The 16,663-nt window shown below is 68.6% G+C and carries 18 protein-coding genes; 12 read left to right on the plus strand and 6 right to left on the minus strand.

All coding sequences use genetic code 11. The features are described from left to right. The first annotated feature begins 140 nt into the window (after window positions 1-140). From DEIGR_RS04785 to DEIGR_RS04795, 3 genes are all read left to right on the plus strand, one after another. Complete coding sequence (locus DEIGR_RS04785; RefSeq protein ID WP_058975730.1) at window positions 141-1,322, plus strand: alpha/beta hydrolase; 1,182 nt, start codon at window positions 141-143, stop codon at window positions 1,320-1,322. Window positions 1,323-1,384: 62 nt separating this feature from the next. Next, on the plus strand, window positions 1,385-1,753 hold the full coding sequence (locus DEIGR_RS04790) for an SMI1/KNR4 family protein (protein ID WP_160329913.1): 369 nt from the start codon (window positions 1,385-1,387) through the stop codon (window positions 1,751-1,753). Between the two features lie 12 nt (window positions 1,754-1,765). Beyond that, window positions 1,766-2,959 (plus strand): thiolase family protein, encoded by a 1,194-nt coding sequence (locus tag DEIGR_RS04795; RefSeq protein WP_058975741.1) that lies wholly within the window; start codon window positions 1,766-1,768, stop codon window positions 2,957-2,959. A gap of 58 nt (window positions 2,960-3,017) precedes the next feature. On the opposite strand, the gene DEIGR_RS04800 is transcribed toward DEIGR_RS04795, so the two are convergent. Beyond that, window positions 3,018-3,875, minus strand: a complete 858-nt coding sequence (locus tag DEIGR_RS04800; protein WP_058975743.1) for an Ig-like domain-containing protein — start codon at window positions 3,873-3,875, stop codon at window positions 3,018-3,020. Window positions 3,876-4,106: 231 nt separating this feature from the next. On the opposite strand from DEIGR_RS04800, the gene DEIGR_RS04805 reads away from it, so the two are divergent. The 9 genes from DEIGR_RS04805 (at window position 4,107) to DEIGR_RS04845 (ending at window position 11,532) form a co-directional block, all read left to right on the plus strand. Continuing rightward, window positions 4,107-5,360, plus strand: a complete 1,254-nt coding sequence (locus DEIGR_RS04805) for a cation:proton antiporter (RefSeq protein ID WP_201785745.1) — start codon at window positions 4,107-4,109, stop codon at window positions 5,358-5,360. Between the two features lie 238 nt (window positions 5,361-5,598). Further along, the gene (locus tag DEIGR_RS04810; RefSeq protein ID WP_058975745.1) at window positions 5,599-6,807 is read left to right on the plus strand and encodes a 23S rRNA (cytosine(2499)-C(5))-methyltransferase; all 1,209 of its coding nucleotides are present in this window, start codon (window positions 5,599-5,601) and stop codon (window positions 6,805-6,807) included. A 26-nt stretch (window positions 6,808-6,833) separates the two neighbouring features. Further along, window positions 6,834-7,283: a hypothetical protein gene (locus tag DEIGR_RS04815; RefSeq protein ID WP_058975750.1), complete on the plus strand. Its 450-nt coding sequence runs from the start codon at window positions 6,834-6,836 to the stop codon at window positions 7,281-7,283. A 32-nt stretch (window positions 7,284-7,315) separates the two neighbouring features. Further along, window positions 7,316-8,389, plus strand: coding sequence for a DNA polymerase IV (gene dinB, locus DEIGR_RS04820; RefSeq protein ID WP_236704655.1), 1,074 nt, complete (start codon window positions 7,316-7,318; stop codon window positions 8,387-8,389). A 25-nt stretch (window positions 8,390-8,414) separates the two neighbouring features. Then, a complete protein-coding gene (locus tag DEIGR_RS04825; protein ID WP_058975752.1) occupies window positions 8,415-9,113 on the plus strand; it encodes an HAD family hydrolase in 699 nt (232 codons plus the stop codon). 223 nt (window positions 9,114-9,336) lie between these two features. Continuing rightward, complete coding sequence (locus tag DEIGR_RS04830; protein ID WP_058975754.1) at window positions 9,337-10,047, plus strand: hypothetical protein; 711 nt, start codon at window positions 9,337-9,339, stop codon at window positions 10,045-10,047. After that, complete coding sequence (locus DEIGR_RS04835; RefSeq protein WP_058975755.1) at window positions 10,044-10,571, plus strand: GTP-binding protein; 528 nt, start codon at window positions 10,044-10,046, stop codon at window positions 10,569-10,571. The genes DEIGR_RS04830 and DEIGR_RS04835 overlap by 4 nt, the downstream gene beginning before the upstream one ends. Window positions 10,572-10,593: 22 nt before the next feature. Further along, a complete protein-coding gene (locus DEIGR_RS04840; protein WP_058975757.1) occupies window positions 10,594-10,971 on the plus strand; it encodes a roadblock/LC7 domain-containing protein in 378 nt (125 codons plus the stop codon). 90 nt (window positions 10,972-11,061) lie between these two features. Further along, on the plus strand, window positions 11,062-11,532 hold the full coding sequence (locus tag DEIGR_RS04845; RefSeq protein WP_058978537.1) for a hypothetical protein: 471 nt from the start codon (window positions 11,062-11,064) through the stop codon (window positions 11,530-11,532). A 510-nt stretch (window positions 11,533-12,042) separates the two neighbouring features. On the opposite strand, the gene DEIGR_RS04850 is transcribed toward DEIGR_RS04845, so the two are convergent. From DEIGR_RS04850 to DEIGR_RS04870, 5 genes are all read right to left on the minus strand, one after another. Beyond that, window positions 12,043-13,134, minus strand: a complete 1,092-nt coding sequence (locus tag DEIGR_RS04850; RefSeq protein ID WP_058975758.1) for a bifunctional 3-deoxy-7-phosphoheptulonate synthase/chorismate mutase — start codon at window positions 13,132-13,134, stop codon at window positions 12,043-12,045. Window positions 13,135-13,386: 252 nt separating this feature from the next. Continuing rightward, window positions 13,387-13,812 carry a globin domain-containing protein gene (locus DEIGR_RS04855; protein ID WP_058975760.1) on the minus strand — a complete coding sequence of 142 codons (426 nt, stop codon included), beginning with the start codon at window positions 13,810-13,812 and terminating at the stop codon, window positions 13,387-13,389. A 220-nt stretch (window positions 13,813-14,032) separates the two neighbouring features. After that, window positions 14,033-14,587, minus strand: coding sequence for a hypothetical protein (locus DEIGR_RS04860; protein ID WP_058975762.1), 555 nt, complete (start codon window positions 14,585-14,587; stop codon window positions 14,033-14,035). A gap of 277 nt (window positions 14,588-14,864) precedes the next feature. After that, window positions 14,865-15,656 (minus strand): ABC transporter permease, encoded by a 792-nt coding sequence (locus DEIGR_RS04865; RefSeq protein WP_058975764.1) that lies wholly within the window; start codon window positions 15,654-15,656, stop codon window positions 14,865-14,867. Between the two features lie 28 nt (window positions 15,657-15,684). After that, window positions 15,685-16,623, minus strand: a complete 939-nt coding sequence (locus tag DEIGR_RS04870) for an ABC transporter ATP-binding protein (protein ID WP_058975765.1) — start codon at window positions 16,621-16,623, stop codon at window positions 15,685-15,687. Window positions 16,624-16,663: the final 40 nt, after the last annotated feature.

Raw genomic sequence — 16,663 nt, forward strand, 5'->3', positions numbered from 1 at the left:
GGGCGGACTCTCAGAGCTGCGAAGCAGAGGGGGTGAGAGGGGGTGCGCCAGCAGCGCCGCGGGCCACCCCCACCCGGCCTCCCCCCTGAAGGGGGAGGAGCAAGTCACCTCCGCCCCGCACCTTCTGCAAGGATGACCGCATGACCCGCCTGACCGACCGACTCCTGAACGTCCGGAAACGCCGCGCCCTCGGCTGGGCTGCCCTGGCCTACGCCGGGGTGGTGCTGGCGGGCGCGCTGGTGGGCGCGGACATCACCCTGCGGAGTAAGACGCGCTGGGTGAAGGGCGTGTTCGTACCGGTGGGTCGGCGCGGGAACGAGGTGTACCTGCCCGCCAGTGCCGAGACGCTCTCGCGTGGTCCCATCGGGATCGTGCCGCTGCTCCCGAACAAGGGGCACGCGGTGCTGGGCGAACGGAAGGTCGTCGGCACCCTGGTGCGCCGCGAGGTGCAGGACGAACGCGGCGTGCTGCCCAACGGCGCGCTCGCGTGGGCCAGCACGTTCGTGTACAACGGCACGCCCGCCCAGCTGGGCGTCGAGTTCGAGGACACGAACGTGCACACGCCGCTGGGCGACATGCCCGCGTGGCACATCCCCCCCAGCGGGGACGCACCGGGCCGCGCGGACGCCGTCGTGATCGTCATCCACGGGCACGGCGGACAGCGCGCCCAGGCGCTGCGGATGCTCCCCGCGCTGCGGCGCACCGGCGCGGGCAGCCTGTTCGTCACGTTCCGCAACGCGCACGGCGCGCCCCGCAGCGAGAGCGGCTACCTGACCCTGGGCGACCAGGAAGCCGAGGACGTCATCAGCGCCCTGCACTGGGCGCAACAGGCCGGGTACAGACGGGCCGTGCTGTACGGGTTCAGCATGGGCGGCAACATCGCCCTCAGCGCCCTGCGCGAACGGCACCAGCCCTACCCCATTCCCGTCACGGGCGTCATGCTCGACTGCCCCGCGCTGGACTGGCGCGCCACCATCCTCTCCCAGGGCCAACGCTTCGGCCTCCCACCCTTCCTGGCGCGGCACGTCGCCACCTTCACTCAGTGGGTCGTGACGCGCCGCAGCGGCCAGGACTTCGACACCGTCGACCAGATCCGCGCCGCACCCAGCTTCAACCTCCCCATCCTCATGTGGCACGGAACGCGCGACCGCACCATCCCCATCGCGCAGGCCGACGCGTTGGCCGCCGCCCGCCCCGACCTCATCGAATACCACCGGGTCGAAGGCGGCAAACACATCCGCGTGTGGAACATCAACCCCGAACAGTACGACGCCCAACTCGAAACCTTCATCGGCAAAGTCCTGCCAGAGGTGGCGGGATGAGCGACTGGCGGAGACTGACGACCATGTCGGACAGAGTGACTCTGAGGGCACCTGTCACTGACATGGACTTGCAGGATCTCCGCAGCTGCGCTGGGCTTCAACTCCCCCAGGAGTACGAGGACTTCCTGCGCTGTTCGGATGGTCTTGATGTGTACTCGTCTATTGTCTTCCCGTCAAAAGATGCCGTCGTCAGAAACACTCGACCCATCACTGAGAACTGGGACGAGCTGTATATGCCTGTCACGGGACTGTTTTTCTTTGGCGAAGATGCCAGCGGTGACCTCTTCTTCTTCAGGCGCTTGAAGAGCTGTGTTGATCAGAGTGTCTACGTGTGGCGACATGAAGATGACAGCCGAATACAGATTGCCTTCTCTCTGGCTGGCTTCCTCGAAAAATATCTATCTGGCGATTATGACGCCTGGAATCTGTAAGGAGTAACGACTATGCGTGATGCTGTTATTGTTTCTGCCGTCCGGACGCCCGTTGGTCGTGGCGTGAAAGGTACCCTGGCGAACACCCGCCCCGACGATCTCGCGGCGCTGGTGCTGAACGAGGCCGTCAAGCGCGCCGGTGTGGAGGCCGGGATTGTCGAGGACGTGTACCTCGGCTGCGCGATTCCCGAGGCGGAGCAGGGCCTGAACGTGGCCCGTCTGGCCGCGCTGCGCGCCGGGATGCCCGACAGCGTGGGAGGCGTGACCGTGAACCGCTTCTGCTCCAGCGGCCTGCAGACCATCGCCATGGCCGCCGCGGCCATTCAGGCGGGGCAGGCGGACGTGATGCTGGCCGGCGGCGTGGAGAGCATGAGCTTCGTGCCCATGAGCGGTCACAACCCCAGCCCGAACCCGGAACTGGTGGACGCCCGTCCCGGCGCGTACATCGGCATGGGCATGACCGCCGAGAACGTCGCCGCGAAGTACGGCATCAGCCGCGAGGATCAGGACGCGTTCGCGTTCCGCAGCCACCAGCGCGCCGCAGCGGCGCAGGACGCCGGGAAGTTCGACGCCGAGATCGTGCCCGTGCCCGTCCGCGTGGACAAGCTGAAGGGCACGAAGATGAAGTCCGAGACCGTGAATTTCGACAAGGACGAACTGATCCGCCGGGACGCGAACCTCGCGGACATGGCGAAGGTCCGCCCCGCGTTCAAGGCGACCGGTTCGGTCAGCGCCGCGAACAGCAGCCCCTTCAGTGACGGCGCGGCCGCCGTGCTGATCATGAGCGGTGAGAAGGCGCAGGAACTCGGCGTGAAACCGCTGGCGAAGTTCCTCGGCTTCGCCGTGGCGGGCGTCGAACCGGAACTGATGGGTATCGGCCCCGTGAAGGCCGTCCCGAAGGTGCTGGCGCAGACCGGCCTGACCCTGGACGACATCGACCTGATCGAACTGAACGAGGCGTTCGCCGCGCAGTCCCTCGCCGTCGCGCGCGAATTGGGCCTGAACCAGGACATCATGAACGTCAACGGCGGCGCGATCGCCCTGGGTCACCCCCTGGGGTGCAGCGGCGCGAAACTCGCCACGACCGCCATTTACGAACTGCAGCGCCGTGGGGGCGGGAAGGCCCTGATCACCATGTGCATCGGCGGGGGCATGGGCGCCGCCGGGATCATCGAGGTGTACGGCGCGGACCAGGCCGCCGACTGACCTGAACACGGAAGCAGGGCACCCGCCGGGAAGGGGGTGCCCTGCTTCCGTTACGGGTTCAGCGCTTGATGAACCGGCTGGCGTTCAGGATCGCGGCGGCGTTCACGGACTGGGACTGGACGCTCAGGCTTCCCAGGGTGCGCTGCGCGGCGAGGCGCTGGATGGTGGTGGCGGTCCGCGTGGCGGTCATCTGCGGCACCTCGGTGGACACCTGAAGCATGACGATAGCGACGTTCTGGACGGGAGTGTTGCTGCCGTCGAAGGTGCTGCCGCCGCCGATGAACGCCGTGTATAACTTCCCGTCGCTCAGCTTCTCGACGCTGAATTTCCCGTCGAGATCCTCACCGGCGAAGTACAGGTTCGAGTTCAGTTCGAAGGCCGTTTCCAGTTTCGTCTTGCTGCTGATGTTGCCCAGCAGGGTCAGGCCAGTGCGGGTCAGGGCTTTGTTGGCGTACCCGCCGAGGGCTACGCTGCCGTCGGTGTCGATGACCTCGTCGTCGTACACGGCGACACCACTGTCGAGCAGGGTGTTCGCAGAGTCGTAGATGCCCCATTCCCACACGCCCTGGTTCAGTGTGGTGACGTTGAACACGGCGCTGGTGCTGACGTTGCCTTTGGTGTCGTAGGCTTTCGCGGTGAAGCCGGTGCGGTTGTCGTTCAGGACGTTGACCGTGTACTCGTAGGGCGCCGTGGTGTCGGTGTCCTTCAGCACGCCCTTCTGGTAGAACTCGACCCTGCTGACGCCGCTGGTGTCGGTCGCGCTGGCCGTGATGGTGACGTCACTGTCCTGATTGGAGGTGCTCTGGGTCAGGGTGAGCTGTGGGCCGGTGGTGTCCGGGGTGTTCGTGGTCTGGTCACCGCCACAGGCGGTCATGAGAGTGGCGGTCAGGAGCAGGAGGGGAGCGGCGAGTTGCACGAGGGTCACTGTAGGGTGGCCCCGGTCTCTCATGTGGCGCATGCTGGGCATCCCCCCCGCTGTTCACCTGACATTAAGATTCTGATCAAGGCGGGGTCTGTTCCTTTAGGATGGAAAGCAAGTTCGTCGCTTCGGTGCGGCGGGGTGCGGTTCCCATAGACCGCTGGGGTGGAGTCAGGTCAAGTTGGCCTGACTCCATGCCTTTTGCTTTTCGCTCTTTCAGGTGTGGAGGTGATCGTGGTGTTCAAGGGATTGGGTTGGCGTGCGGCGTTGCCGCTGGGCGTGCTGCTGTCGGGCGGCGCGCTGGCGGCGAGTTCGGCGGGAACGGCGGATCTGCTGTTCGGGCTGTTCTGGGTGGTGCTGGCCGCGGCGGTGTTCGGGACGGTGGCCTCGAAGCTGGGGGTTCCGGCGGTGGTGGGGCAGGTGCTGGCCGGGATTCTGATCGGGCCGAGCGTGCTGAGTCTGGTCCGCCCGGATGAGTTCCTGCTCAGCCTCGCGGAACTGGGGGCGGTGTTCCTGCTGTTCATGGTGGGCCTGGAGACCCGCTTCCGGGATCTGCTGTCGGTGGGCAAGGAGGCGCTGCTGGTGGCGGTGCTGGGTATCGCGTTCCCGCTGGCGCTGGGCTTCGGTTTCGGGCTGTGGCAGGGGCAGGAGAACGTCAGTGCGCTGTTCGTGGGGACGTCCCTGGTGGCGACGTCGGTGGGCATCACCGCGAAGGTGTTGCAGGAGATGGGCGTGCTGGACGCCCGGTTCGCGCAGGTGATCCTGGGCGCGGCCGTCATCGACGACATCCTGGGCCTGACGCTGCTGGCGGTCGTGAGTGGCCTGGGGGCGGGGGAGAGCATGAGTGCCGCGCAGGTGGCGTTGATCCTGGGCCTCAGCGTGGGCTTCGTGGCGCTGGTGCTCGCCGTGGGCATCCCGCTCGTCCGGCGCTTCCAGCCCCGTCTGCAGAACCTGAGCCTGTCGCGCATGTTCAACGTGGCGATCGTGGTGGGTCTGGGCGTGGCGGCGCTGAGCACCGTGGCGGGCCTCGCGCCGATCATCGGGGCGTTCCTGGCGGGCATGGTCCTGGCCGAAGTGAAGGACGAGGTGGAATTCGAGTCGAAGGTGCACGCGCTGGAGTCCTTCCTCGCCCCCGTGTTCTTCGTCGTCGTCGGCTTGCAACTGGACCTGGGCGTGCTGGGTGACCCGGTCGTGATCGTCGCGGGCCTGATCCTGACCGTACTGGCCGTGATCGGCAAGGTCGCGGGCGGCCTGATCGGCGCGCGCAGCATGGGCGGGCGGCAGTCGCTGCTGGTCGGCGTGGGCATGGTCCCGCGCGGCGAGGTCGGGTTGATCGTCGCCAGCCTGGGCCTCGCGGCGGGCGTGATCGGCAAGCAGGTGTACGCCGAGGTGCTCCTGATGGTCCTTCTGACGACCGTGCTGGCGCCGCTGGTGCTGCGCGCCCTCGCCCCCCGCGCGCAGGGGGACGCGCCCGCCGCCTGATACGGACTCCGGTTGAATGGTTTGCCAAAACCGTTCAATCCGAGCGGATGCGACTCGTAGAGCTGCGGAGCAGAGAAGGAGTGGAGCGGGTTCCGGGCGTGGAGTTGGCAGACCGGTGGTGTTCCGATCTGTCAACGAAGCAGATGGAATCCGTATGAGTCGCGCAGAGAGGGAAGGGGGCCGTCCAGTCGGGCGCGCCCCCTCCCGCCAATTCGGGCCCGTGCGATACCCTGGAGGGATGCCGGATGTTGCCGCCCCCCCCACCCGTTCCCGCCTGAGACTGCGGGTGTCCCCCGCTGCCGAGGCGCACGTCCGCGCCGGGCACCCCTGGGTGTACGAGTCCAGCCTCCGCGCCCAGAACCGTGACGGCGAAGCGGGTGAACTCGCCGTGATCTACGACCGCCGCGACCGCTTCCTGGCGATCGGTCTGTTCGACCCGGACAGTCCGCTGCGGGTGCGGGTGCTGCACCAGGGCACCCCCGCCACGCTGGACGACGCGTGGTGGGCCACGCGACTGGACGAGGCGCTGCTGCGCCGCGCGCCGCTGTTCGGCCCGGACACCGACGGGTACCGCGTCGTGAACGGCGAATCCGACGGCTTCCCCGGGCTGGTCGTGGACCGCTACGCGAGCACGCTGGTCGTGAAGCTGTACACCGCCGCGTGGTTCCCGCACCTGGAACGCATCCTGGGCCTCCTCGCCGAGCGCTTCCCGGACTTCGCGCTGGTGCTGCGCCTGAGCCGCAACATCCAGACCCGCGCCCGAGAGGAGGGCCTGTTCGACGGTCAGCTCCTCGCCGGGAGTGTCGGAAGCGGCACCGTCGTCTTCCACGAGACCGGACTGGCGTTCGAGGCGGAGGTGCTGCGCGGCCAGAAGACCGGGTTCTTCCTCGACCAGCGTGACAACCGCCGCCGCGTCGAGAAGTACGCGCGGGGCCGCCGGGTCCTGAACGCCTTCTCGTTCAGCGGCGGCTTCAGCCTGTACGCCGCGCGGGGCGGGGCGGCGCATGTCGTCAGCCTCGACATCAGCGCGCACGCGCTGGACAGCGCGGGGCGCAACTACGCCCTGAACCCGAAACTGACCGCCCCGCACGAGACCATCCAGGCCGACGTGTTCGAGTGGTTGGCCGACACCGACCGCGACTTCGACCTCGTGATTCTCGACCCGCCCTCCCTGGCCCGCCGCGAGACCGAACGGGCGGGCGCGATCCGCGCGTACGGGAAACTCGCCGCCGACGGCATCCGCCGCCTCGCGCCCGGCGGCATCCTCCTGAGCGCCTCATGCTCCGCGCATGTCACCGCCGAGGAATTCTGGGACGCCGTCCGCGACGCCGCCACCCGCTCGGGCCGCAAGTGGCGCGAACTGCACACCAGCCAGCACGCCCCCGACCACCACGCGACCTTCGCGGAAGCGCAGTACCTCAAGGCCATCTTCATCCAGTTCGACTGACCCGGACCGGTGTGGTGGACTGCCGCATGCGCACAGGGCGTTGGTGGGCTGCAAGGTGGACGGGCGCGGCGCTGTGCCTCCTGCTGGGTGTGGCGGGCGCGCAGGGCTGCCCGCCTGGCCAGGACGAGCGCCTGACCCGGACCGGGCACGCGCTGGAGGCTGCGCACCTGCGCTGGCAGAGGGCCGCCCCGGCGGGCTACACCTTCACCCTGTACCGGGTTCAGGACACGAACAGCGAGACGACGGTGCTGACCGGGCCGCCGGTGCGGGGCAGCCCAGGTCCCATTGAAGGGCTCTTTGGCGAGGTGGAGGCCATGCTCGACAGGGCCCGCGACGCCCCCAGCTTCTGTTTCCAGGTGGCGGCCGTGTTCGACTGGCGGTATGGGTACCCGGTCCGGGTGTGGTTCTGGTCGCCGGTGGACGGCACGCGGCACCTGATCTACCGGGAGATCTCGGCCTTCCAGACCCGCCCCTGACCCCACCGGTCGCTGCGCTCTAGCATGGGCGGGTGCCTGCGCTCCGCAAGATCATTCACGTGGACATGGATGCGTTCTACGCGTCGGTGGAGCAGCGGGATGACGCGCGGCTGCGGGGGCGGCCCGTGGCGGTCGCGTGGGGCGGGCGGCGGTCGGTGGTCCTGACCGCGAGTTACGAGGCGCGGCCCTTCGGAGTGCGGTCGGCGATGCCGCTGTACCGGGCGCTGGAGCGCTGCCCGGCGCTGGTGGTGGTGGAGCCGAGGTTCGAGGCGTACCGGGAGGTGAGCGCGCAGATCCGCGCGGTGTTCCACGCGTTCACGCCGCTGGTGGAGCCACTGTCGCTGGACGAGGCGTACCTGGACGTGACGGCGCCCCTGATGGGCGGGCCGAGTGCGACGCGGATTGCGCAGGCGATCCGGCGGCAGATCCGCGCGGGGACGGGCCTGACGGCGACGGCGGGCGTGAGCGTGAACAAGTTCCTGGCGAAACTCGCGAGCGGGCTGCACAAGCCCGACGGGCTGACCGTGATCTTGCCCGCGCAGGTGGACGAACTGCTGGCTGCGCTGCCGGTTGGGGATTTTCACGGGATCGGCCCGGCGACCGCGGCGAAACTGGCCGGGATGGGCATCCGCACGGGCGCGGACCTGCGCGCCGCCGATCCGGCCGCCCTGACCTCGCGCTTCGGGGTACACGGCGCGCACTTCTCGCGGATCGCGCGGGGCCTGGATGACCGGCCGGTCGAGCCGGACCGCCCGCACCGCAGCGTGGGCACCGAGGAGACGTACGGGCACGATCTGCGCGGCGTGGACGCGGTGGCGGCCCGGCTGCCCGTGCTGGCGCAGGGTGTGGAGCGCCGCCTGGAGCGGGCGGGGCTGGCCGCGCGGACGGTGGTGCTGAAGCTGAAGTTCGACGACCGCAGCGTCCTGACGCGCCGGGTCACCCTCCCGCTGCCCGTTCACGCCGCGCCGGAGCTGGCCCGCGCCGCCGCGCGTTTGCTGACGCCGGAGCTGCTCGCGGGGCGGGGCGTGCGGCTGGCGGGCATCACGGCGGCGGGACTGGTCCCGGCCGGGCAGGTGCCCACGCAGCCGCTTCTGCTGGGCGGATAGGGCACAGGGGGGGTAGAGTCGGGCGGTGACCCTGCCCCTGCGCGCCGTGATTTTCGACCTGGACGACACGCTGTTCGACGACACGAGTTGCACGCACGCGGGGCTGCGTGTCCTGGCGGCGCAGTCCGGCCTGAGCGTCCCGCCCGCCGAGTTGTTCGCGCGGCACGCGGCGCACATCCGCGCCATCGACCCGCTGCTGTTCCGGGGCGAGCTGACCGCGCACGAGGCGCGGGTGCTGCGCTTCACGCGCCTCCTGACCGAACTGGGCGTGCCGGATGCGGACGGCGAGGCGGCGACCGTCACGTACCGGGAGTCGTACCGCGCCGCCTGGGCGCCCCTGCCCGGCGCGGCGGACGTGCTGCGGGACCTGCGCGCCGCCGGGTTACGGCTGGCGGTCCTGACGAACTACGTGCGCGAGGTGCAGGCCCTGAAACTCGCGCACTTCGGCCTGGCCGCCCTGGTGGACGCGGTGCTGTGCGTCGAGGAGGTCCCGGCGGCGAAACCCGACCCGCGCGCGTACCACGCCGCCTGCGCCGCGCTGGCCGTCACGCCACAGGAGGCCGTGATGGTGGGGGACTCCTGGGAGAAGGACGTGCAGGGCGCCCGGCGCGCCGGACTGCGGGCCGTGTGGGTGAATCCATGTGCCGCCCCGGTGCCGGACGGAGTCACGCGGTCTGTCAGGAATCTGCAAGATCTCCAGCGGTGTGCTGAGTTCCGAGCGTAACACTGATGGTCGCGAGTCCACTGCTGGCGCGCCTGTGTAGCTGGAGCACCCACCGTCCAGGACGTACTTCAGGTGGGACCGGGCAGCGCGACCCGGGGATGTAAGAAATCAGTCAAATGACAATTGCCAGAATTTACACATAAGGGCCGAGCATCACCGCGATTCCTACGTCCTCTCCTACCCTTGACCAACTCAACAGGTTCTCTCACGGAAAGGAGTTGATATGGCCCTCTTCGGTGACCTCGCGCACCATGCCTTCACCGATCTGGCGAAGGTACTCAGACCCCAGACCGGCAGTCTCTACCTCCACGAAGCCTACCAGGGCCGCACCCTGGAACTCACCCTGCTACAGGGACACCTGCTCGCACTGTACATCGACGGCTTCCCCGTCACGGTCTCCAACGAGGCGACCCAGGTCCTGCAGGATGTCAGCACCCGGCGGACCGGTGCGTTCGAATTCCAGAAGCGCTCCCTGAATTCCAACGAGCAGACCCTCTACGTCCTGCCTCTGTTGGAAACACTTCAGAACGTGCCACTGGCAGACGTGCCCGCCGAACGCCGCCCCCACCCCGACACCCGCTTCCAGTCGCTGGCCCCCGCGGCTGTCCCGGGCGCCCTCCAGGCCACCTGGACTGATCTCGCCCCGCATCTGCGCGTCGGCGCCAGCGCCACCGAACTCAGCCGCGCCACGGGCCGGACCATCCAGGACCTCCAGATCAGTCTGTATCACCTGCGCGCCGCCGCGCTCATCGGCCCTGTCCGTAGCGCCGAATCGCTCACCCCTCCCACCACTCAGGCGAATGGTCAGGCAGAGCGCCAGGCTGGGCACATGACGGACCCGGCGCCCGCTGCCCAGCCCACCCTGACCGCCAGTGCCCCGATCATCAACCGACTGCTGGGCGCCCTGCGCCGCCTCACCGGAGCGCGCGCTTGAACCCGCACGCCCCCCTGAAACTCGTGATTTCCGGCCCGGTCGGCGCGGGCAAGACCACCTTCGTACAGACCCTGTCTGAAACGCCCGTCCTCGCAACCGAAGCCGAAGCCAGCGAGGACATCGGCAAGGCCAACACCACCGTCGCCTTCGACTTCGGCACCCTGGCCCTCGCCGGTCACGACGTTCACCTGTACGGCACACCGGGGCAGGAACGCTTCAACTTCATGTGGGAAGTCCTCTGCGAAGGCGCGCTGGGCCTCGTGCTGCTCGTCGCCGGTGACCGACCGCAGGACTTCACGCACGCCCGCAACATTCTCGAATTCATTACCAGCCGCGTCCCGGTCCCCTTCGTGATCGGCGTGACCCGGCAGGACCAGCCGCGCGTGTGGGACCCCACCGACGTTGCACTGTACTTCGACCTTCCCGAAACGCAGGTCATTGGTCTGAATACCACCCGCCCCGACGACGCCCGGCACCTGCTCGTGTGCCTGCTGGAACGCACCCTCACCCACCACCCGGCCTGACCGGAACGACAAGGAGCTCCTCATGACCGCAACCATCAGCAAGCAAGAACGCCTCAACGCCGTCCTCACCAGCCTCCGCAGCGCCATGCCCGAACTGCGCGGCGCACTGGTCGCCACCGTCGACGGTCTGCCCATCGCGCAGGCCATGGGCGAGGGTACCGACGCCAACCGCGTGGCCGCCATGGCCGCCACTGCCCTGGGCCTGGGCAAACGCATCAACGACACGCTGGGTTCCGGCAGCCTGACCGACATGAGCGTCGGCGGCGCCAGCGGCCAGGTGTACATCTACGCCGCCGGACTCAAGGGCGTGCTCGCCGTCGTCACGCCGCCCGGCGTGAACCTGGGCCTGCTGCACATGGAAGCCCGCGACGCGGCCGAACTCGTCGCCGGCATCCTGTAATTCCCGCTCGTCTGCCCCACCGCTGGCATGGATGATCTGCCCGCCGAACTCCGTGACCTGCTCGCCACCCGCTACCCCAGGAGGACCCCCATGACCGCCCCCACCTACCGCTCTCAGCTCGGAGATTTCAGTTCTGTCGTCTGCTTCAAGGCCGTGATCGTCGGTGTCGAGGACACCCTCGGCGCGGATGGCGCCGCCGTGGTCTTCACGCGCGCCGGAAAGGTCCGCGGGCACACTCTCGTGCGGGAACTGGGCCTGACCGGCAGCAACCCACCCACCGATCAGATCGCTTCGCTGCTGAACGCGGCAATCGGCCATGATGGCACCCGACTGGCCGCCGTGACCCGCTCCTACGACGACGGCGAGAATGTCATCATCGAGACGCAGGACACGGTCTGCTCCGCCGGGGAACCCCAGGGCAGCGACCGCCGCTGCACCTTCACGCTCGGCGCCGTGTGGGGCGCCCTGGAAGCCATCACGGGCCGCACTTACCTGGGCGAGCAGACAGAGAGCGTCCTGCGCGGCGGCAACAGCGACAAGTTCGTCTTCAGCCCCTTCTAGTTCATATCGGAGCGGCGCCCCCGGACAGGTCGGGGGCGCCGCTTCAGGGCATGAGACTCATGCGGGATCCAAGTGATACGGATTCCGTCTGTTTCGTTAACAACCCGGAACCACGCCGGGTTGCCAACTCCACGCCCGGAACCCGTGTTTCTCCTGCTCGCTCCGCTCGGGTTGAAAGTTTTTGCAAACCTTTCAACCGGAGTCCGTATGATTCCACGTCACTCGGAGTCGCCCGGTGAACACCTGCCTCTTCCGCACTGTCGCTCCACTGCCTCGCTGCTCTGCGAGCCCCGCCCGCTCTGCCGCTCAGCTCTTCCGAGTCACACGGGGAAGAGGGCATAACGCAACGCGATCAAGTTGGACGCAGGTCACTTTCATCCCGTGTCACAGCAGAACTGAACGAGGGGACTCGGAGAGCCGCGAAGCAGAGCGGGCACCTGACACCACCAGTGGTCGAACGTGGAATGGAAGGGCGCGGTGTCGGCCCTTCCATTCCACTGGAAACCGCTGTCAGACGGAGGCGGGCTGGCGCAGCAGGCTGCTCAGGGCGTCGCTGAACTTGTCGTACCCGGCGAAGTCCAGCTGCTGCTCGTTGTCGCTCAGCGCGGTGGCGGGGCTGGGGTGCACCTCCACGTGGATGCCGTCTGCGCCGACGGCCAGGGCGGCCTTCGCCAGGGGGATCAGCAGGTCGCGGCGCCCGGCGGCGTGCGTGACGTCCACGATGACCGGCAGGTGCGTCTCCTGCTTGGCGAGCGCCACGGCGGACAGGTCCAGGGTGTTGCGGGTCCACTTCTCGTACGTGCGGATGCCGCGCTCGCACAGGATGACCTCGTTGTTCCCCTCGGAGAGGATGTACTCGGCGGCGTACAGCCACTCCTCGATGGTGGCGCTCAGGCCGCGCTTGAGCAGCACCGGGCGGCGGGAGCGGCCCACCTCGCGCAGCAGCGCGAAGTTGTGCATGTTGCGCGCCCCGACCTGCAGGATGTCGGCGTGCTCCGCGACGATCTCCACGTCACGGGTGTCCATGACTTCCGTCACGAACAGCATGCCGTGCTCCTTGGCGACGCGGCTGCCCAGGATCAGGCCGTCCACGCCCATGCCCTGGAAGCCGTAGGGGCTGGTGCGGGGCTTGTACGCGCCGCCACGCAGGATCTTCACGCCGCGCGCGGCGAGGAACGCGGCCGTCTGCTCCATCTGCTCCTCACTCTCGATGGAGCAGGGACCGGCGACGATGATGGGGGGCGCGTCCCCGCCGATGCGCACACCGTCGATGTCCAGCACGGTGTCCTCGCTCTTGACCTTGCGGGAGACGAGCAGCTGCTTCTTGTCGTTGCTCTCCTCGAGGTCCAGGCTGGCCTTGAAGATCTCCTTGAAGATGGCCTTCACGGCGGCGCTCGTGAACGGGCCCTGGTTCAGGGATTCGATCTCCTTGAGCTGCTTGTCCTCGCGGGCCGGGTCGTAGTGGTTCGGGCGGCCCTCCTGGGTCTTGGCGTGCCCGATCTGCGCGACGACCTCGCCGCGTTTGGACAGCAGGGTCAGCAGGTCACGGTTGATCTGGTCGACCTCGGCGCGGAGGTCCTCGATGCTGCGCTGGTGGGTCATGCTGCGCAGTGTAGGAAAGCCCCGCAACCCCCGCCCCCACCCTGCTAGTCAATTGCCAGGAGTTGTCCAACCCTTCGCCGGGTCATATGGACTCCGGTTGAAAAGTTTGCATAAACTTTCAACCCGAGCGGACTCGCAGAGCTGCGCAGCAGAGCGAGGAGGAGACAAACGGGTTCCGGGCGTGGAGTTGGCAACCCGGTGTGGTTCCGGGTTGTGAACGAAACAGACGGAATCCGTATCACACAGTCCCGGTCAGGAGGCGGGGTGGTCCTCTGCGTTCACCATGTGCACCGCCACGCGCGACAGGGCCGCGTACAGTTCCCGCGCGTCGTCCACGCTGATCTGCTCCGCGCCGATCGGCGGCGTGTCGCGCAGCGCCGCGTTCATGCACGCCAGCCACGCCCGCGCGCGCGCCGGGGTGATCTCGAACGGCAGGTGCCGCGCGCGCAGACGCGGGTGCCCGTAGCGCTCGTGGTACAGCGGTGGGCCGCCCAGGAAGCCGGTCAGGAACGCCAGTTGCTTCTCGGCGGTCAGGGTCAGGTCGTCCGGGAAGATCGGCGTGAGCAGCGGCTCCTGCGCCACGTACGAGTAGAACCGCGTGACGAGGGCAGACAGGGCGTCCGGACCGATCCGGTCGTACAGGCTGCCGCCCGCGTTCAGGGAGATGGGCGCCGTCATGCGCGCAGGTTAGCCCAAACAGCGGGGTCCAGGGACGCTGAGCAACCCCCTCAGTCTCAAACGAGTAGAGCGAGACGCCGCCCACATCAGCGGTTGGAAGTGGAACCCAGGGGCGTGCCCCCTTGGCCCCTGGGCGGAACTGGAAACCGCTGTGCGTGCCCCAACGAATGTCCGCCGCCCGCATGGATGCGGCGGCGGACCGGGGTGGGGGGTGACGGCGTTACTTCTTCAGTGCCGTGCCCGCGGGCAGGACGTAGATAGTCTCCAGACCCCACGGTTGCGGCTTGGCGGGGAACTGCGCGGCGCGCCACACGACGTAGTTGCCGATCTCCGGCGCGGTCAGGACGGACGTCTTGTACGGCGCGTTCGGCCACCGCACGTCCGCCGTGGCGTCGGCGTCCGCCACGGCGATCAGGCCGCCGCGACCCAGCAGGTCCGAGAGTTTCGCCATGGGCGCGTACCCGTCACGGCACCAGAACATCACCTGCGCGCCCTGCGCGGCCAGCGCCTCGATGTCCGGGATGCGGGCCTTCAGGAACGCGTCCAGGTCGTAGGCGCGCACGCGCAGGTCGCGTTTGTACAGGTAGTCGGCGGGAATGGTGACCGTCTCGGCGGTCACGCCCGAGGCGAGCAGCGTGGCGGGCGTGACGGTCGCGCTGGCCAGGGCCGCGACCTTGAACACCGCGAGCTGTTGCGCTTTGGGCTGCGTGGGCGCGGCGTGCGCGGCAGGCAGGAACGACAGGGCCAGGGTCAGGAGCAGAGCAGGATGACGCATACAGGAAACCTCCGTGGCCCGCTCGGGCGGGCGCGGCGCACTGTAGCGCAGCCCGACCGTCCCGGCGCGCCGAAATGACACACGGGCAGAGGGGGCCGCGGCGTGAACCGTGACCCCCTCCCGCGTGCGTGCCGGTCCGTTATACGGATTCCGTTTGTTTCGCCAACAATCCGGAACTTCACCGGATTGCCGGCTGCACGTCCGGAGGGGCGTTTCTCTCCTTCTCGCATCCGCTCGGACCCAGCGGGCTTTGCAGCCCATTCAATCGGAGTCCGTATTACACGTCGCGGCGGTCGAACGCGAAGATGCTCAGCAAGCCGAACCCCACCGTGTAGATCAGCAGCAGGATGACGTCCTTGCCCAGCGTGTCCTGGTTGCTGGGCAGGAACAGCTGGAAGTAGTTCGTGAGCAGCACCGGCTGGATCGCCTGGGGCAGCACCACGAACAGCCGCATGACGATCAGCGTCGCGAAGGTCGCCAGCGCGGCGGCGGCGGTGTTCAGGTACAGGATGCCGAACAGCAGCGCCAGCGCCGCGATGGGCATCAGGGACACCCCGGCGAGCAGCGTGCCGCGCAGGACCTCACCGAAGGCCGCCTCGCTGGTCAGCGTGCCGACGCCCACCAGGCCGCCGGCGCCCAGCCCGGTGCCGCCCTGAAAGTTGCCGTACCCCAGGGGCAGGCCCGCGATGAGCGACCCGAGCAGCGTCACGAGCAGCAGGATGAACGGGTACGTGATCGCCACGATCAGCTTGCTGAGGATCACGCGGGTGCGGTCCACGGGGCGCAGCAGCAGCGGCGCCAGCGTGCCGTGCGCGACCTCCGCGCCGATCATCTCGGCGGCCATCACGGCGATGAACAGCGGCAGCAGGAACTGGATGCTCGTGAAGATGCTGATGAACGGCAGCTGCCACCCGCTGACCAGCGCGACCGCCTGACCCGGCGCGAACAGCTGGTCCAGGCGCGGCGCGAACGCCCACAGCAGCGGCAGCAGCAGCGTGACGAGCAGCGCCAGCCGGACGCTGCGCGCGCCGAACAGTTTGCGGAATTCCAGGCTGAGCAAGGTCAGCATGCGCGTCCCCCGGTGCGGTGAATGGTGGTCATGCTTGCTCCACGCGTTCGCGGTAGTACTCGTACAGGTCGAAGTGGTCGGGGCTGGCCTCGAACACGCGGATGCCCTCGCCATGCAGGTGCGACAGGGCGTCCGGCACGCGCGACTCGCCGCCCAGGTGCGCGATCGCGTACGGCGTGCGGGTGCTCACGCGCCGCACGAACGGCAGGCGTTCGAGCACGGCGGCCGCGCCGACCGGGTCGTCCACCCGGAAGCGGTACGCGGCCTGCCGAGCGCGCAGGTCCACGGTGTCCACCAGTCGCCCGCCGGTCAGGATGCCGACCGTGTGTGCGTACGTGGCGATCTCGCGCAGGTGGTGCGTGCTCAGGACGACCGCGCAGCCGCTCGTGGCGAGGCTGGTCACGATCCGGTGGATCAGCCCGATGCCGAGGGGATCCAGGCCGCTGGTGGGTTCGTCCAGGATCAGGACCTTCGGTTCGGCCAGCATGGCGCTCGCCACGCCCAGCCGCTGCCGCTGCCCCAGAGAGTACTCGCCGACTCGGCGGTCGGCCATGCGGGTCAGTTCCAGCAGGGCCAGCACCTCGCGGATGCGGTCGCGGCTGATGCGGCGCCCGCCCGGGGCCATCGCGGACAGGTTCGCGTGGATCTGCAGGTTCTGCGTGCCGGTGAACTGCGGGTAGAACTTCGCGGGGGCTTCCACGACGGCGCCCAGGTACGCGCGGGCCCGCTGGCCGTCGGTGTGCACGTCACGCCCCAGCAGCCGGACCTCGCCGTCCGAGGGGAAGGCGAGGCCGGTCATGGTGCGGATCAGGGTGGTCTTCCCGGCGCCGTTGGGGCCGGTCAGGGCGTATACCTCTCCGGGTTTCACGGTCAGGTGCACGTCCTCCAGGACGGCGTTCGAACCGTATGTCTTGTACAGCCCCCGGACCTCGATGGCCGGGACGGCTGGCGCGCCTTGCTTCGTCACCCGCACAGCGTACCCTACTGGCGATCATCCGGCTCTTACA

The sequence above is a fragment of the Deinococcus grandis genome (assembly GCF_001485435.1).
GTDB lineage: Bacteria > Deinococcota > Deinococci > Deinococcales > Deinococcaceae > Deinococcus > Deinococcus grandis.